Origin of the sequence: Kosakonia sacchari SP1 (genome assembly GCF_000300455.3) — a bacterium.
GTDB lineage: Bacteria > Pseudomonadota > Gammaproteobacteria > Enterobacterales > Enterobacteriaceae > Kosakonia > Kosakonia sacchari.
On sequence record NZ_CP007215.2, the window covers coordinates 1981193 to 1998772 of the forward strand.

At 51.1% G+C, this 17580-nt stretch carries 17 protein-coding genes, 1 pseudogene and 1 riboswitch; of the genes and pseudogenes, 11 read left to right on the top strand and 7 right to left on the bottom strand.

All coding sequences use genetic code 11. The features are described 5' to 3' along the window. Positions 1–92: 92 nt before the first annotated feature. The 4 genes from C813_RS32435 to yebS form a co-directional block, all read right to left on the bottom strand. Positions 93–332, bottom strand: a complete 240-nt coding sequence (locus C813_RS32435; RefSeq protein ID WP_017456958.1) for a YebV family protein — start codon at positions 330–332, stop codon at positions 93–95. Between the two features lie 117 nt (positions 333–449). Next, positions 450–1931: a 16S rRNA (cytosine(1407)-C(5))-methyltransferase RsmF gene (rsmF, locus tag C813_RS32440; protein ID WP_017456959.1), complete on the bottom strand. Its 1482-nt coding sequence runs from the start codon at positions 1929–1931 to the stop codon at positions 450–452. Between the two features lie 36 nt (positions 1932–1967). After that, positions 1968–4601 (bottom strand): PqiB family protein, encoded by a 2634-nt coding sequence (locus tag C813_RS32445; protein WP_017456960.1) that lies wholly within the window; start codon positions 4599–4601, stop codon positions 1968–1970. Then, positions 4570–5853, bottom strand: a complete 1284-nt coding sequence (yebS, locus tag C813_RS32450) for a membrane integrity lipid transport subunit YebS (protein WP_017456961.1) — start codon at positions 5851–5853, stop codon at positions 4570–4572. The genes C813_RS32445 and yebS overlap by 32 nt, the downstream gene beginning before the upstream one ends. A gap of 132 nt (positions 5854–5985) precedes the next feature. Here yebS and C813_RS32455 point away from each other — a divergent pair, with 132 nt between their 5' ends. The 4 genes from C813_RS32455 (at position 5986) to htpX (ending at position 10408) form a co-directional block, all read left to right on the top strand. Continuing rightward, on the top strand, positions 5986–6483 hold the full coding sequence (locus C813_RS32455) for a GAF domain-containing protein (protein WP_017456962.1): 498 nt from the start codon (positions 5986–5988) through the stop codon (positions 6481–6483). A 96-nt stretch (positions 6484–6579) separates the two neighbouring features. After that, a complete protein-coding gene (gene proQ, locus C813_RS32460) occupies positions 6580–7266 on the top strand; it encodes an RNA chaperone ProQ (protein ID WP_017456963.1) in 687 nt (228 codons plus the stop codon). 19 nt (positions 7267–7285) lie between these two features. Then, the gene (gene prc, locus C813_RS32465) at positions 7286–9334 is read left to right on the top strand and encodes a carboxy terminal-processing peptidase (RefSeq protein ID WP_017456964.1); all 2049 of its coding nucleotides are present in this window, start codon (positions 7286–7288) and stop codon (positions 9332–9334) included. 192 nt (positions 9335–9526) lie between these two features. Further along, entirely contained in the window at positions 9527–10408 is an 882-nt protein-coding gene (gene htpX / locus C813_RS32470) for a protease HtpX (protein ID WP_017456965.1), read from the top strand. A 188-nt stretch (positions 10409–10596) separates the two neighbouring features. On the opposite strand, the gene C813_RS32475 is transcribed toward htpX, so the two are convergent. Further along, positions 10597–11970, bottom strand: coding sequence for an MFS transporter (locus C813_RS32475; protein WP_017456966.1), 1374 nt, complete (start codon positions 11968–11970; stop codon positions 10597–10599). Between the two features lie 177 nt (positions 11971–12147). Between C813_RS32475 and kdgR the strand changes: the two genes are divergently transcribed. After that, the gene (kdgR, locus tag C813_RS32480; RefSeq protein ID WP_017456967.1) at positions 12148–12939 is read left to right on the top strand and encodes a DNA-binding transcriptional regulator KdgR; all 792 of its coding nucleotides are present in this window, start codon (positions 12148–12150) and stop codon (positions 12937–12939) included. Positions 12940–12990: 51 nt separating this feature from the next. Here the strand turns inward: kdgR and C813_RS32485 are convergent, their stop codons facing one another. Next, positions 12991–13230, bottom strand: a complete 240-nt coding sequence (locus C813_RS32485; protein WP_017456968.1) for a YobH family protein — start codon at positions 13228–13230, stop codon at positions 12991–12993. A gap of 161 nt (positions 13231–13391) precedes the next feature. On the opposite strand from C813_RS32485, the gene mgrB reads away from it, so the two are divergent. The 6 genes and pseudogenes from mgrB (at position 13392) to rlmA (ending at position 16736) form a co-directional block, all read left to right on the top strand. After that, complete coding sequence (gene mgrB, locus C813_RS46355; protein ID WP_017456969.1) at positions 13392–13535, top strand: PhoP/PhoQ regulator MgrB; 144 nt, start codon at positions 13392–13394, stop codon at positions 13533–13535. A gap of 74 nt (positions 13536–13609) precedes the next feature. Beyond that, the gene (locus tag C813_RS32495) at positions 13610–13897 is read left to right on the top strand and encodes a YebO family protein (protein WP_017456970.1); all 288 of its coding nucleotides are present in this window, start codon (positions 13610–13612) and stop codon (positions 13895–13897) included. Positions 13898–13915: 18 nt separating this feature from the next. Continuing rightward, positions 13916–14905 carry an MBL fold metallo-hydrolase gene (locus C813_RS32500; RefSeq protein WP_017456971.1) on the top strand — a complete coding sequence of 330 codons (990 nt, stop codon included), beginning with the start codon at positions 13916–13918 and terminating at the stop codon, positions 14903–14905. A gap of 511 nt (positions 14906–15416) precedes the next feature. Then, positions 15417–15558 (top strand): annotated as a pseudogene (locus C813_RS47145) (DUF2627 domain-containing protein). A 12-nt stretch (positions 15559–15570) separates the two neighbouring features. Beyond that, positions 15571–15780 carry a transcription antiterminator/RNA stability regulator CspE gene (gene cspE / locus C813_RS32505; RefSeq protein ID WP_001062678.1) on the top strand — a complete coding sequence of 70 codons (210 nt, stop codon included), beginning with the start codon at positions 15571–15573 and terminating at the stop codon, positions 15778–15780. A 140-nt stretch (positions 15781–15920) separates the two neighbouring features. After that, positions 15921–16736, top strand: a complete 816-nt coding sequence (gene rlmA, locus C813_RS32510; RefSeq protein ID WP_017456972.1) for a 23S rRNA (guanine(745)-N(1))-methyltransferase — start codon at positions 15921–15923, stop codon at positions 16734–16736. On the opposite strand, the gene mntP is transcribed toward rlmA, so the two are convergent. Further along, entirely contained in the window at positions 16733–17299 is a 567-nt protein-coding gene (gene mntP, locus C813_RS32515; protein ID WP_017456973.1) for a manganese efflux pump MntP, read from the bottom strand. The genes rlmA and mntP overlap by 4 nt on opposite strands. A gap of 6 nt (positions 17300–17305) precedes the next feature. Further along, a riboswitch (yybP-ykoY riboswitch) is annotated at positions 17306–17479 on the bottom strand. Between the last annotated feature and the right edge of the window lie 101 nt (positions 17480–17580).

Genomic DNA, 17580 nt, shown 5'->3' on the forward strand with positions numbered 1-17580 from the left:
CTGTACAACGTAACGATAAGTGTAGGGGATGAATGAGGGCAGGGGAAATCAGGCAGGTAAATAACCCGTCTTGCGGACGGGTTCCCTTTGGGTCAGGCAAGACGCATAACCCAGGTATCAGATTTCTGATCGTAATGTTCGCGATAAAGCACCGAGTGTTCGCCATTCAGGATCGCGGGAATGCTGGTGTCCGCGTCCCAGGCATCAAGCTGCATACATAAATCCGGGTCAGAACTGCAGGGAATGCGTAACGTTCGCTCTCCCTGATTATCACCCTGCAACTCGGCATCATCGATTTCAAATGCGCCAATACGCACGCTGGTTTTCGTCATAATGCTCTCCGTTGATCGTCAAAAAAATGTGGTATGACCAGTAAGATCACCCACATTTCAGCCTGGTACAACACTGAGCAAGTCGCCAGTCAAAAAATGCGTTTTTTTAGCGCACCGTCACGCATTACCGGCGAATAAACGCCCATCACGTACCAGTTCACGGGGATAACTGTTTTTCAGACGCGAGCCAATTTTTTTGGCAAGCCCCAGCGGCTGACCCTGGAATGTGACAATCACTTCATCACGTGTGGGGGGATTTTGCGGGTAAATATCGCGCCCGCGATACCACTCTTCCGCCTCGGCGAGCGTCAGCGCAAACGCCAGCGGATTGTTAAGATCGGCGAGAGCAATAACGGCTTCATGTTGCCAGCGATACCCTTTGTTATACGTCTCAGCAAGACGAATACCGATACGTGAAAAACGAACTTTGCCAATCAGTGGTTCGATATGTGCCGGAAATAGCCAAAGCTCTTTATCCCGCTGCCATAAATGCAGCTCGTCGCCCCAGTGAAGGCCAACTTGCGCAGCAGCCGTTACCACATGGGCTGCGTCTTTCGGTTTCAGTGGGGCAAAGGGAAAATTACCAACCTTGTAAGTCGGCGCGGGCATCGGCGCTATCGCGGCGGTTTTACGCAGGCGCGCGACGAAAAACCCTTCGCAGTCGTAAATCTGTGGGAACACATGCAGAAAACCTTCTGCGGTCAGCGCCTGGCTTGCCTGCGGGAACAGTTCACCAAGTGGCAGAAATTCCACAGCATCCGGGTATTGCCCCTGTAGCCAGTGGCAAATCGCTTCGTTTTCTTCACGATTAAGCGTGCAGGTTGAATAGACCAGGGTTCCACCGGGTTTTAAGGCGTGGAATGCGCTGTCGATCAGCTCGCGCTGGGTGGCAGCAATCTCAAGGTTGCTGGCGACAGACCAGTTTTTTAACGCGTCAGCGTCTTTACGCACCACACCTTCACCGGAGCAGGGCGCATCAAGCAAAACAGCATCGAACATTTCTGGCAATGCCGGACCGAATACGCGCCCGTCAAAATGGGTCAATGCCACATTGCTGATGCCGTTACGGCTGATGTTGGCATGCAATACCTTTACGCGGCTGGCGGAAAACTCGTTCGCGAGGATCGCGCCAGTGTTGCCCATCCGTGCTGCAATCTGCGTGGTTTTAGAACCGGGCGCTGCAGCGACATCCATCACCCGCTGCGGCATTTCCCCGTCGGCAAACAGTGCTGCGACGGGCAACATGGAACTGGCTTCCTGAATATAAAACAGGCCGCTCAGGTGCTCTGCGGTGCTGCCCAGGGGCAATGCATCTTCATCATCGCGCTCGATCCAGAAACCTTCCGCACACCACGGCACTGGCGTCAATTGCCAGCCATAAGGCGCGACCAGTTGCAGAAAGTCGTCAACGGAAATTTTCAGCGTATTGACGCGAATACTGCGCCGCAGCGGGCGTTGACAGGCAGCGATGAATTCATCGAACGAGAGATGTTCCGGCATGGCTTGACGCATTTGCGCCAGAAATTCATCCGGAAGATAGACAGCGTTTTGAGCCACGAGGCATACCACAGGAGTAATAACAGGCGCGCAGTGTAACATAAAGGCTCCGGCGCAAGCACGCCGGAGCCTGCAGGCTTAACGCGGCAGGGCGGTACCCCACTGGCGCCACTCTTTGGGTTCGCTTTCGAGCAGCAGGAAGTGTTTACCCGGTTGCGCTTTCGGTGCCAGCGGTGTTTCCGGTGGTGTAGCGAAGGCGATACCACCGCGAATAAACTGGTTGAACGTCCCTGTTTTCACTACGCCGCCAACCAGGCCAAAGTCCAGCGAGTAACCGGAAGCGAGCCAGAACACCGAATTATTCCGTACCAGATGCTGATAGCGTTTACTGATCCGCATGCCAATCATCACGCGATCGGAAAGCGTTCCCAACATCATGCCGGTCACGGTGCCCACTTCGATGCCACGGAACAACACCGGAGTGCCGATGTTGATCGAACCGGCTTCCGGCGCTTCGACGACGATATTCAGGCCATCGAGGTAGCGGGAATCCGTAATGGTGGCTTCTGAAATTTCAAAGTCGCGCCGCGCGTCGCCGCGACCAGGTTCCACATTGATATAGGGTTGCAACAAGGTATCGAGATGTTCAACGCCCGCAGCGGAGATTTGTGGGGTGATCACCGAGAAGCGAGACCCGGCGCGGGCAAACGTCTGGACATATTCCGGATACAGCACTGCGCTGGCCTGGACTTCGTTCTTATCTGTAATCAGTTGCAGATCCTGAATCTGCCCGATATCAATTCCCAGATAACGAATAGGCATGCCCGCTGCCAGTTTTCCGGCGTCAAATGCATGTAACGTAATCTGCCCGCCGACCGCGCGCGCCGCGGTTTCCGAAGCGTAAAGCACGCGTTTATCGCCTTTGCGCACACGACCACTGGCGCCGCTAAGGTTATCGAAACTGATAGCCCCTTTTATGGCGCGCGAGAGCGGAGCGGCCTGAACGGTGAGACCGCTACCGTTCAGCTGTACTTTCGCGCCGCCTTCAGCCCAGAAAACGCTATTGCTGGTCAGTAAATTGCGGTATTCCGGTTTGATATGCAGCTCAATATCAAAAGCATTGGCACGTGGACGCACGGTAATCACTTCACCGACTTCAAACTTGCGGTACAGCACCACCGAACCGGCTTGCACGTCTGGCAGTGTGTCTGCCGTCAGCGTCAGCGTGGTGGTTGGCAGGTCGCTCAGGCTGTTTTCGAGAGCCTTATCCAGGTTGGCGAACAGAGGGTAACTGTTTTTCATCTCGCCTTTGGCACCAGGTAGAATGCGGATGCCGCCACTGAGCCACTCGTTAGCGCTGGCGGCGAGGAACTCAACGCCATCCAGCCCCACTTTGACATCAACACGACTGTTGACGACGAACTTGCTGTCGCCGTGCACTAAATCGCGATACTGCGGATCAATCGCGACGGCAAACGTCACGCCCAGGTTCGTCAGCTTGCGTTCCAGCACCTGGCCGACCTGCACGCCATGCAGCACCAGCGGTTGTCCGGCGTCAATACCATAACTTTCCGGTGCGGTGAGCGTCAGGGTTACAACGCCGGGTTCCTGCAACAGGTTTTTATCTGCCGGCAGGACAACAAACTGATTACGCGGCTGGCCTTCACCGGGCACCAGTTCCAGCGTGCTACCGGTCAGCAGGGAGCTGAGATTGGTATTACTCAGTGAGATTTTTGGGTTGTGCATTTCGATGCGCGTGTTATCGCGCAACAGATTCACCACACTTGGATCAACCGTTAACTCGCCGCTGACGGCGCCGCCAGGGTTGAGATCGATTTTAGTCAGTTGGCCTACTTCCAGCCCCTGATACATCAGCGGTGTGGAGCCGGCTTTTAATCCCTGACCACCAGGCAAATCAAGTTTCACCAGCACGCCGCGCTGGCTGTGCGCCAGATCTTCATATAAGCCATATTCGTCGTCCTGGGCGGCGGGTTGCGAGGCGTCAGGGGAGTCAAACGCGATGGCGCCGTTGACCAGAGCGGCCAGGCTTTCAAGTTCGACTTTGGCACCGCTCAAGCCGACATCGGCTTTCACACCGGAAACGTTCCAGAAGCGGCTGCCTTTTTTCACCAGGTTGGTAAAACGGCGCTCGATCAGCACATCAATGGTTACGCCCTGTTTATTGGCATTGATCGAATAGTCATAGACGCGACCGACCGGGATTTTACGGAAATAGACCAGCGAGCCGCTGTTTAGCGCACCTAAATCTGGAGCATGAAGGTGGATCATTAATTCGCCGTTGTTCAGGCGATATTTCGGTTGCGTATCCAGCGCGGTGAAGTGCTCCTGCGGTTCGCCTTTGCCTGGCATCATGCCAATATAGTTACCGCCCACCAGCGCATCGAGTCCTGAAACGCCCGCCAGCGACGCTTTCGGTGTAACCAGCCAGAACTGCGTTTCACTGCGCAGTGCATCTTTCATATTGGATTTGATGCTGGCGCGGACTTCGATTTTTTTCAGATCTTCGCTCAGGCGGATGTCCTGCACCGTGCCGACTTCAACGCCCTGATAGCGAACAGGGGTGCGCCCTGCAACAATGCCATCGGCGGACATAAAATCAATCGTGATGGTGTTGCCACGATCTTCATAACTGCTCCAGATAAGCCAGCCCGCAATGAGCAGGGCGATGACCGGGAGCAACCAGAAAGGCGAAATGCGCCGTTTTGTTTTAATACGCGCTTCAGTCGGCGAAGCGGGGGTTTCCTGACTCATGTGCATCCCAAAGTAAGCGGCTGTCCAGCCATTCCACAGCAAGAATAGTCAAAATTACCGCCGCACCGAAATAAAACGCAGCGGGTCCCATAGTAAAAGCGAGGAGTTGGTCGCGGTTAATCAGTGACATCATTAGTGAAATGACAAACAGATCGAGCATCGACCAACGCCCAATCCAGGTCACAAAGCGCAAAAGTAAAATACGAGTGCGTAACCCCTGTTCAAATTTGAAATGGATGCTAAGCAGCAGTGTAAACAGCACGATCACTTTGGTAAACGGCACCAGAATACTGGCGATAAACACCACACCTGCCACGGCAACATTGCTGTGCGCCAGCGAAATAATCCCCGACATAATCGTGTCTTCTTGTCGTGTGCCGTTGACATAAATAACGGAGATCGGCAGCAGGTTCGCCGGGAACAGAAAGATCAACGATGCGATAAGTGACGCCCAACATTTCTGCAAACTCTGTTTACGGCGATGCGTTAACGGAATATGGCAGCGCGGGCAGCGGCCGCGAACGTCTGGAAAACCGGTAAAATGGCAGCCCAGACAAACCTGCAATTTGGGATCGGGGCGTTTTGCCGGGCGTTGCGGATAAAAGCGCTCCCACAGCTGTTCAACGTTCAAATGGATGAGCGTCATTACGCTTAAAATCACGAGCGCGCCAAATGCAAACAACCCGATACCAGGTTGCAGGTAGGCGTAGTCCTGCACTTTGATAGAGGCGACGCCAACGCCAACCAGATAGATATCCAGCATCACCCACTCTTTCAGTTTTTCCAGCATTAACAACACGGGGCGCAGATTCATGCCGAGGATGTTACCAAGCCATAAATAGGCGATAGCCGTAACCAGCACCAGCGGCGCGCCAACGGTGCAAAACAGCACCATCGCGCCGGTAATGGGCGAGCCTTGCGCGGTCATTTGCCAGATACCCTGCAACACATTGGCGTCAATACGTACGCCGAGCAAATAGAGATGCAGTAGTGGCTCACCCCAGGCGAAGGGCATCAAGAGGATCATGGTCACCGCCATCGCACCGAGGCGCGTTAAAGACCAGTCTCGTCCATCACGGACTTTGGCATCACAACTGGGGCAAAATGCACTTTGGTGCGATTTCATAACCGGTAACGCAAAAAGCGTATCGCACTGGGGACAGCGCTGGTAATGTGCGCGTGGCAGCGCTTCGCCCACGCGATGAACGGCGATTTTTTTCCCCGGCGTAATTTGTTGTATCTTTAGTGCCATTACTGGTATCAGAAAATGTTTAGATGGATCTATCTTAACTCATGAATGGAACATCTTGAGCATCAACGCATTTAATGCTTATTTTAATAGGCTAAGCAGTTTTTCGAAGTAAGACACCAAAGTGATTGAACAATGAACAAAACAGAATTTTACGCGGACTTAAACCGCGATTTTCAGGCGTTAATGGCAGGTGAAACCAGTTTTTTAGCGACGCTCGCGAATACCAGCGCGCTGCTATTTGAACGCCTTGATGGGGTGAACTGGGCGGGTTTTTATCTTCTGGAAGCGGATACGCTGGTATTAGGGCCGTTCCAGGGCAAAATTGCCTGTGTGCGTATTCCGGTTGGGCGCGGGGTTTGTGGCACTGCGGTTGCGCAAAACCGCGTACAGCGTGTAGAAGATGTGCATCAGTTCGATGGACATATCGCCTGCGATGCGGCAAGTAATTCTGAAATCGTACTGCCGGTAACGGTAAATAATCAGATTATTGGCGTGCTGGATATCGACAGCGTCGTCTTTTCTCGCTTCACCGCCGAGGATGAACAGGGGCTGCGCGAGCTGGTTTCGCATCTTGAAAACGTTCTTGCGGCGACCGATTATCAAAAAATCTTTGCACCCGTCGCAGGATAATCAACGGATAACGTAGCATTTACCGATAGCGTCATTATAATGACGCCTGTTCATGCCTGCGCTTGTTGGCAACGTCCGTTGTAATCAGGAAATTTCATGGAAAATCAACCTAAGTTGAATAGCAGTAAAGAAGTTATCGCTTTTTTGGCCGAACGTTTCCCTCACTGTTTCAGTGCTGAAGGCGAAGCACGCCCCCTGAAAATCGGTATTTTTCAGGATCTCGTCGAGCGTGTTGAGGGTGAGATGAATCTCAGCAAAACCCAACTTCGTTCCGCTTTACGTCTTTATACTTCAAGCTGGCGTTACCTGTACGGTATCAAAGCTGGCGCGGCGCGTGTGGATCTCGATGGCAACGCTTGTGGCGTGCTGGATGAGCAACACGTAGAACATGCCCGCAAACAGCTTGAAGAAGCCAAAGCACGCGTTCAGGCACAACGTGCTGAACAGCAAGCTAAAAAACGAGAAGCCGCTGCTGCCGCAGGTCAAGAAGAGGCGCCGCGCCGTGAGCGTAAAGCCCGCCCGGCTCCGCGTCGTAAAGAGGGTGCTGAACGCAAACCTCGTACTGACAAACCTGTTGCGAAAACCCAGCGTGCACCTCAGCAGGAAGAGCACCATACGCCAGTTTCAGATTTATCTGTACTGAGCGTTGGTCAAAACCTGAAGGTGAAAGCAGGGAACAATGCGATGGACGCCACGGTGCTGGAAATCACGAAAGATGGTGTTCGCGTACAGCTTAGCTCGGGTATGTCGATGATTGTACGCGCAGAACATTTAATGTTCTGAAACGGAGGCCTGGCCTGGCATGAACACTTTGTTTAAGCGCACAGCATTGGCTGGTCTGTTATTCGTAACAGGCCACGCTCTGGCTGTGGAAGATATTACCCGTGCCGATCAAATTCCGGTATTAAAGGAAGAGACCCAGCACGCTACGGTGAGCGAGCGCGTAACCTCGCGTTTTACTCGCTCTCACTACCGTCAGTTTGATTTAGACGCCGCTTTTTCAGCGAAGATTTTCAATCGCTATCTCAACCTGCTCGACTACAGCCACAATGTGCTGTTGGCGAGCGATGTCGAACAGTTTTCCCAGAAAAAAGGCCTGATTGGCGATGAGCTACGCACTGGTAAACTGGACGTATTTTACGACTTGTACAACCTTGCGCAGAAGCGTCGTTTTGAGCGCTACCAGTACGCGCTGAAAGTGCTTGAGCGCCCGATGGATTTTTCCGGTAATGACACCTTTAATCTTGACCGTAGCAAAGCGCCATGGCCGAAAGATGAAGCGGAACTGAACGCGCTCTGGGACAGCAAAGTTAAGTACGATGAACTCAGCCTGAAGCTGACCGGGAAAGACGAGAAAGAGATCCGCGAAACGCTGACGCGTCGCTATAAGTTTGCGATTCGTCGTTTGGCGCAAACCAATAGCGAAGACGTGTTTTCGTTAGCCATGACCTCTTTTGCGCGCGAAATTGACCCGCACACTAACTACCTCTCTCCGCGTAATACCGAACAATTTAATACCGAGATGAGTCTGTCTCTTGAGGGGATTGGCGCGGTGTTGCAGGGAGATGACGATTATACCGTGATCAACTCTATGGTCGCGGGTGGCCCGGCGGCGAAAAGCAAAGCCATCAGCGTTGGCGATCGTATTGTTGGCGTTGGGCAAACCGGCCAGAACATGGTTGATGTTATCGGCTGGCGTCTTGACGATGTGGTTGCGCTGATTAAAGGACCAAAAGGCAGTAAAGTGCGCCTCGAAATCCTGCCGGCGGGTAAAGGCACCAAAACGCGCATTGTTACACTGACACGTGAACGGATTCGCCTCGAAGACCGCGCGGTGAAAATGTCAGTGAAGAGCGTCGGCAAAGAAAAAGTTGGCGTTCTCGACATCCCTGGCTTCTACGTTGGTCTGACTGACGATGTCAAAGTCCAGTTGCAAAAACTTGAAAAACAAAACGTTAGCAGCGTGGTTATCGACCTGCGTACTAACGGCGGCGGCGCGTTGACAGAAGCGGTATCGCTCTCCGGTCTGTTTATTCCGTCCGGCCCGGTGGTACAAGTGCGTGATAACAACGGTAAAGTGCGTGAAGACAGCGATACCGATGGCGTGGTCTATTATAAAGGCCCGCTGGTGGTGCTGGTTGACCGTTTTAGTGCCTCGGCATCAGAAATCTTTGCTGCAGCAATGCAGGACTATGGTCGTGCCCTGATCGTCGGCGAACCGACGTTCGGTAAAGGCACTGTTCAGCAATATCGCTCGCTCAACCGTATTTACGATCAGATGCTTCGTCCTGAGTGGCCGGCGCTGGGATCGGTGCAGTACACCATCCAGAAATTCTATCGTGTAAACGGTGGGAGTACACAGCGCAAAGGCGTAACGCCGGACATTATTATGCCGACGGGAACGCAGGTTACTGAAACCGGCGAAAAATTTGAAGACAACGCATTGCCGTGGGATAGCATTAACGCGGCGACGTTCGTGAAGTCTGGCGATTTAAAACCGTTTGGCGCGGAGCTGCTCAAAGATCATGAGGAACGGATCGCTAAAGATCCTGAGTTCCAGTACATCATGAAGGACATTGAGCGTTTCGATGCGTTGAAAGATAAACGTAACATCGTTTCTCTTAACCTGGCGCAGCGCGAGAAAGAGAATGCAGAAGATGATGCCATTCGTCTCTCTCGTCTCAACGATCGCTTCAAACGCGAAGGCAAGCCGCTACTGAAAAAACTGGACGATTTGCCAAAGGATTATCAGGAGCCCGATCCGTATCTCGATGAAACGGTTCATATTGCCCTGGATCTCGCGCATCTGGAAAAAGATCAACCAGCGGAACAGCCCGCTCCCGCGAAGTAAAATAAAACAGGCACAAGAAATTGTGCCTGTTTTTTTAACAACTCTTCTCTGGCGTAAGCAACGTACTACAAAATGTAAAGTTGTGTTTTTCTCGTGACTTACGCCGCGCAGATGCTTGAAAATACCCGCCATGCCCATACGATGTGGGTAATCGCATAGTGCGTTTTGTTAAGTCGAGGTTAAAAGAAAATTATGATGCGAATCGCGCTCTTCCTGTTGACTAACCTGGCCGTCATGTTGGTGTTCGGTCTGGTACTTAGCCTGACGGGCATTCAGTCGAGCAGCGTTCAGGGCTTGTTAATTATGGCGCTGCTGTTTGGTTTTGGCGGCTCGTTTATTTCGCTGTTGATGTCGAAATGGATGGCGCTGAAATCTGTTGGTGGTGAAGTGATTGAACAGCCCCGTAACGATATGGAGCGCTGGCTGATGGACACCGTTGCCCGGCAGTCTCGCCAGGCGGGTATCGCGATGCCGCAGGTGGCCATTTACCATGCGCCGGATATCAATGCTTTCGCAACCGGCGCGCGCCGTGATGCTTCGCTGGTTGCAGTCAGCACCGGTCTGCTGCAAAACATGAGCCGTGATGAGGCCGAAGCTGTTATCGCTCATGAAATTAGCCACATTGCGAATGGCGACATGGTCACCATGACGCTGATTCAGGGTATCGTGAACACCTTTGTTATCTTCATTTCACGCATCATTGCGCAGATTGCGTCAGGTTTCCTCAGTGGCAACCGCGATGATGGCGAAGAAACTAACGGCAACCCGCTGATCTACTTCGCTGTTGCAACTGTGCTGGAGCTGGTGTTTGGTATTCTGGCGAGCATTATCACCATGTGGTTCTCGCGTTATCGCGAATTCCATGCCGATGCCGGATCGGCAAAATTGGTGGGGCGTGAGAAGATGATTGCTGCGCTCCAGCGTTTGAAAACCAGCTATGAACCACAGGAAGCAAGCAGCATGATGGCTTTCTGTATCAATGGTAAGTCAAAATCGCTGAGTGAACTGTTCATGACTCACCCGCCGCTGGATAAACGTATTGAAGCATTGCGTTCTGGTGAATATCTGAAATAACAGCTCATCTGGAATCAAAAAACGCGTCGAATGACGCGTTTTTTATTGCCAATTGAAAACCACGTTCGGTGGACGCGGTAAGCAACAGGTTTTGGTGTTGCCTATTGCCTCGGGATTTAAAACTACAGAACGGGCAGGGCATTAATTTTTGCGACGGTATTTAATTACTTGCTAGACAAGCAATTTTTTTACTCACTGGCGCGCGGCTGTGTGATCCGTAAGCTGCTGATTACAGCGGCAACTGTGGCGAGCGTTCCCGCCAGTAGCAACGAGATATGCGTTCCATTCGTTTCGAAGAGATTAAACATCAACGCTACCAGCGCAGCACCGGAGCTTTGTCCCAGCAGACGCGCGGTACCCAGCATGCCACTGGCACCGCCGCTGCGCTGGCGTGGTGCGGCGGTGATAATCGTGTGGTTGTTGGGTGACTGAAACAGGCCGAAACCCGCACCGCATAATGCCATTCGCCAGATGATATCGATATCTGCCGGTGCAGAGGGAAGCAGCGCTAGCGCAAATAACCCGCCCGCCATCATGACCATTCCCAACCCACCCAGAAGCCCGGCATGAACACGCTCAATCAGATAGCCTGCCAGCGGAGCCATTACCATTGTCGCCAGCGGCCAGGGCGTTAACAGCAAACCCGTTTCCACTTCACTGCGCCCAAGCACCGTCTGCAAAAAGAAGGGCAGGGAAACCAGTGCCAACATCTGCGCACAAAATGAACACACAGAGGTACCAATCGACAGAGAGAAAAGCGGGATCCGCAGTAAATCTACAGGTAATAAAGGCACGGGTAATTTCAACTGCCGGTGAACAAAATGCGAGCCGATGAACAACAATGCGACCAATTCCACCAACACTAACGTTGTGGATTGCCCCTGAGCGAAGCTGCTAAGGGCCGTGATTAGCAGACCAAATGTCAGTGCATTCATCACCGCGCTGGGCAGGTCGAATTTGGGTTTTGCACTGCGTGTCGCATTGGGCGGCAAAAATTTTATTGCCAACAGCAAGGCGAGAATACCCAGAGGCACATTGATCAGGAATAACCATTGCCACGAAGCAACAGAAAGAATGGCCGCTGCAATGGTCGGTCCTGCTGCGGACGAGACGGCGACAACAAATGAGTTAATGCCCATGCCGCGCCCCAGGCTTCGATGGGGATAAATCAGCCGAATGAGTGCAGTATTAACGCTCATCAGCGCTGCACCGCCAAAGCCCTGCGCGACACGCGCCAACGTTAAGGTCAATAACGAGTCGGAAAGCGCGCAAAGTAACGAGGTAAGTGTAAAAAGCACCAGGCCGTATTGATAAACCCGGCGATAACCAAACATATCGCCAAGGAATGAAAGGGTCAGTAGTGAAACGACGATTGCAATTTGATAGGCATTAACAATCCAGATTGAACTGGCAGCGGAAGCATCCAGATCCCTTGCTATGGTCGGTAGAGCAACGTTAGCAATTGCGCCGTCCAGCACGGCCATGGCGATGCCAATGATAATTGTCAGAATTGCGCCGTAACGCTGCGGAATGGGCAGGCCATCAAGGGAAGATTTATCCATGGAAATTTCAGGGCTAATGTCACAAAGTTATTTGTATAATGATTCTATCATTGGCATTCCGGTTTTATGTCGCAGATTTGTAACGAAGTTGACAAACGCGCATTGCGGTGACCGGATGACGAATTTATAATAAAAACCGATTCTGAATTTTATAAAACACAGGCGATGAGGTGATTAATGGCAATCGCAGATTTGGACAAGCAGCCAGATTCTGTCTCTTCTGTATTGAAGGTATTTGGCATTCTGCAGGCGCTCGGAGAAGAGCGTGAAATCGGCATCACCGAGCTTTCGCAGCGTGTGATGATGTCGAAAAGCACCGTTTATCGCTTTTTGCAAACCATGAAATCACTAGGTTATGTCGCGCAGGAAGGGGAGTCTGAAAAATATTCCCTGACGCTGAAGCTTTTTGAGCTTGGCGCGCGTGCATTGCAAAACGTTGATTTGATCCGCAGCGCGGATATCCAAATGCGTGAGCTTTCTCGTCTGACGAAAGAGACCATCCACCTGGGTGCGCTGGATGAAGACAGTATTGTCTACATCCATAAAATTGATTCCATGTACAATCTGCGCATGTATTCGCGTATTGGTCGCCGTAACCCGCTGTACAGTACCGCAATTGGTAAAGTCCTGTTGGCCTGGCGCGATCGTGAAGAAGTGAAGCAGATTCTTGAAGGTGTTGAGTATAAGCGCAGCACTGAGCGTACTATCACCAGTACCGAAGATCTGTTGCCGATGCTGGATATTGTGCGTCAGCAGGGTTATGGCGAAGACAACGAAGAGCAGGAAGAGGGCTTGCGCTGTATTGGCGTACCGGTGTTTGACCGTTTCGGTGTTGTGATCGCAGGTTTAAGTATTTCGTTCCCGACATTGCGCTTTTCAGAAGAACGTCTGCATGAGTACGTTGAAATGTTGCACAATGCCGCGCGGAAAATTTCCGAACAGATGGGTTATAACGACTATCCGTTCTGAATGAAGACAAAAAAAGTCGCCTGAAAAGGCGGCTTTTTCTTGTGCAAACGGTTAGCCATGATCGACTACGGTATCGCTTTTACGCAACAGCGGGCAGTTTGCCAGACCAAAAAAACCATTACTGGAATGCACATATTGTGCGGTGCTGGTGCCTCGTGCAGTAGCATATTTACATTTCAAACCCAGCCCAGCCGCGTTTTCCGTACTGTTAATCAGTACCCCGTAACCGCTCAGCAAGAGCCCAATCCACAGCAGCGCCAGAATGATAACGCTTCGTATGAGTGTACGCATATTTGCTCCTTGCACATCGGTAGACTGTATCATAAGGCTACGGTATTTACCTGGTGAAACAAGTCCAGCATTCCTAAAAATACCGAAAGGAGATACAGTTAGTCGCGGTTTAAGGAAGCCATGATAACCTGGTTACACCTTGCAACGTATCGGAGAGTGGAGTGAGAAAATATAGATGGCTGATTCTGGCTGCCGTATTGGTGGTCTGCCTGCTGCTCTGGACTCAAATGCTTAACGTAATGTGTGATCAAGATGTACAATTCTTCAGCGGCATCTGCGTCATCAATAAATTCATCCCCTGGTAATGGCATTTTTTCAGTGAGAGATTTCCTTCCTTGACGTCAGTGGTAGAATGCCGCGTCTATATAGAGGTGGTGAAATGAACGAAGTATTAAATTCAGGCGCGATCAACCTTGCGTCTATAGTCCTTTCTTTGGTGGTTCTGCTCGTCGGTCTGGTTTTGTGGTTCTTTATCAATCGCGCCAGTTCACGCACGAATGAACAAATCGAGTTACTCGAAGCTCTGCTGGATCAGCAAAAACGACAAAATGCTTTGCTGCGTCGCTTGTGCGAGTCAAATGAACCTGAAAAGGACGAAGCGGTTGAGCCAGTAAAAGTGAAAGAAAAAGGCGATGATGATTTCATTCGCCTGGTCGCCGAGCGCTAGTTTGCCTGGGAGTGCGAGATGGTGTGGAAAAACCCCTGGTATGATTCTGCAATCTCGCACCACACGCCGGAAGGTTTTAACAACTCGGCATCTGCCGCCCATCAACTTGGAGATGTTAAGCGCTGGCGAAAAGAGCGCAAAGCCGCCGGGCTTCCCAGACCACCCTCCGGCGGTTACTCAGCATTTATCGAACAGTGGTGGCAAAAAGCCGATATTGTTGGTGAGGACGATGGCCTCTGGTGGTTAGGCCATGCCTGTATGCTCTTGCGCCTGCAGGGCCAATATCTACTCACAGATCCCGTCTTTTCTCGTCGTGCTTCGCCTGTAAGTTTTGCTGGTCCACAACGTCGGACACCGCCAGCGCTCACGATTGCCGACATTTCGCAGCTTGACGCGATTCTTATTTCTCACAACCACTACGATCACCTCGATGCATGGACGGTGCGTGCGCTGCTTCGTCGCTTTCCGAATGTGCATTTCTTTGCCCCCCTGGGGTTGGGCAATTGGCTTCGCCGCCGCGGTGCGCAGCATGTTACTGAGTTAGACTGGTGGCAAAGTTTTATCTTTCAGGGAATGACCTACACCGCGGTGCCTGCACAACATTGGAGCATGCGCACATTATGGGATCGCAATCGCTCATTGTGGTGCGGCTGGGTTATTGAATCATCAACGCAGCGTTTTTGGTTTGCCGGTGATACAGGTTACACGCCAGAATTACTCACCATTCCTCAACGGTTAGGTCAACTGGATACTATCGCGTTGCCAATTGGCGCTTATGCGCCGCGCTGGTTTATGGCGATGAACCATATGGATCCACAAAACGCTGTTACGCTATGGCAGCAACTGGGAGCACCACTTGCTGTTCCCATTCATTGGGGAGTTTTTGAGCTGGCGGATGAATCGCTTGATGAACCCGTAAAAGAGCTACAGGGGGTGCTAAGCGAAACGGCTGCGGACAATGATAACTTTCGGATCTTAAAAATTGGCCAGTATTTACCCCTTTGTTAATTCAGACTGCCCGCCAAAAAGATGAGTTCTTTTATAATCATGTTGTTTTATTTTTATCGAAACGTTTTCTTTGCCTTTTTATGAGGCAGTGTCATCATAATTTCATTATTTTGGTGCACAACTTTGCTTATTTGCACAAGAAATATCCATAGCGGTTTGAGGTAATAGTTTCTCTGGTGCGTATATTTGTTTAAGAATCTTCCTGGTCTATGAAAAAAGCATAAGTATGCGCAAAAAGTTCTTACGATATACGCTATATGCATAGCGCGGAGGGAACTGACATGGAGCAACGGAACTTATTGAGCTATAGTGATAAATTCGCTTCTTTGAGTATTGCTTTTAGTGTTCAGGGCGGCTGTTATAGCGTTCAACGTTATGCATAATCGTGCACAACAAGTCTTGATGACTATAGAATTTGTGCGACGGATCCAGACATGTTTAAAAATGGCTTGCCATAATTTACGTATTATGTGATAACACGTTTTGGGTCAATCGAGGTACAGTTCTGTTTATGTGTGGCATTTTCAGTAAAGAAGTCCTGAGTAAACACGTTTCGTTGAATACAGCTTCTCTGCCGAACCTTATATTAGTGCCTCAAGCAGTAATGTCTCAGTTTTCTCAGTCAATGCCTGCGGGCGAAGTATATACATTAAGGAATTTTGCAAATGGCAAAGATTAAAGGTCAAGTTAAGTGGTTCAACGAGTCTAAAGGTTTTGGTTTCATTACTCCGGCTGATGGCAGCAAAGATGTATTCGTACACTTCTCTGCAATCCAGGGTAACGGCTTCAAAACTCTGGCCGAAGGCCAGAACGTTGAGTTTGAAATTCAGGACGGCCAGAAAGGCCCGGCTGCAGTTAACGTAACTGCTATCTGATTTCGACACCCCTGAGCTTGAAGCGCATGTAGCGCATCAATGTCAGACATAAAGCCTCGCCTTAGTGCGGGGCTTTTTAATTTCCACGGCATAACAAATGGCGGTACACTTTCGCCCTTTAAGAACGCCCCGGAGTTTTTATGGCCTTCAGTTGCCCGCTCTGCCACGAACCTTTGCACCGTCGAGATAAATCCTTCTTTTGCGCGCAGCGGCATCAGTTTGATGTTGCGAAAGAGGGTTATGTTAATCTTTTGCCCGTTCAGCATAAACGCTCAAAAGATCCTGGTGACAGTGCGGAGATGATGCAAGCGCGTCGCGCTTTTCTGGATGCGGGGCATTACCAGCCATTACGTGATGCAATTGGTGACATTTTGTATGCGCGGCTAACGCCGTTGGCCGATGCGGTGCTGGATATTGGCTGTGGGGAAGGGTATTACACCCAGTCATTCGCCGCGATTGCACAGCAACATGGTGCACAAATGCTAGGGCTGGATGTTTCAAAAGCGGCTATCCGTGCGGCGGCGAAGCGCTATTCGGCGATCATGTTCTGTGTTGCATCCAGCCATCGCTTACCTTTTGAAGATGGCTGCATTGACGGTCTGGTGCGTATCTATGCACCCTGCAAAGCGCAAGAACTGGCGCGTGTAATGAAACCAGAAGGTATTGTCATCACCGCATCGCCAGGACCGCGACATCTAATGGAATTAAAGGGGCTTATTTATGATGAGGTGCATCTGCATGCGGAAAACAGCGGCGATATCGCAGGGTTCAGACTGCTGGAACAGCATTCACTCTCTTATGAGATGACATTGACGGGCCAGCAAGCCGTTGCGTTATTGCAAATGACGCCTTTTGCCTGGCGGGCAAAACCAGAAGTGTGGGAAAAGTTAGCGGCAATGGAGCAATTCCATTGCCAGACTGATTTTACAATTCACTGCTTACAGCGGGAAAGCTAAGCGGCAAAGTGGCTCCACAAGATCTGCGCGCCAATGCCAATCAGTACGATCCCACCGAGGATTTCGGCGCGCTTTCCAAGCATGGGGCCAATAAAGCGGCCAATCATGATTCCTACCGTGGACATAATAAAAGTGGTGCAGCCAATCGCCAGTGCGGTCGCCACAATATTCACTTGTAGAAAAGCGAGGCCAACACCCACGGCCATCGCGTCGAGGCTGGTAGCAATTGCGGTGGTCACCAGCAACCAGAACCCATGGCGATGCGGTGTTTCCGCTTCACCGTCGTCATCGCCGCGTATTCCCTCAAGCACCATTCGGCCACCGAGAAACACCAGCAGCACAAACGCTATCCAGTGATTCCATTCCAGGACAAATTTCGTGGCCAGCAACCCCAGCCCCCAGCCAATCAGCGGCGTCAGGGTTTCAATCACGCCAAAGATAAGACCGGTGCGCAATGCTTCAGAAAATTTTGGTTTATGTAAGGTGGCGCCCTTACCGATAGAAGCAGCAAAAGCATCCATCGACATGCCAAAAGCGAGGAGAAGAGTGGCAGATAAATTCATGTGAGCGTCCTGACCGGGAGTTCCATATAACACATCTCTGCCCCCAGTAAACAGCAGTTGATGTGCCAATGGTCTCGCCCGACTGATGGCTTCAGTCCGTACGTGCCACGTTTTGCAACGAGTATGTTGACACGTACATTTCCAAGTGGTGGAAATCGGCTACTCCCCAACGACGGACGCACATTAACATATTTTGAGAATATAAAACAACAACAGCAATATATAATGTCGTTTACTTATCGATAACGATTAACATTTAGATTTATTGGTGAAAATTACGT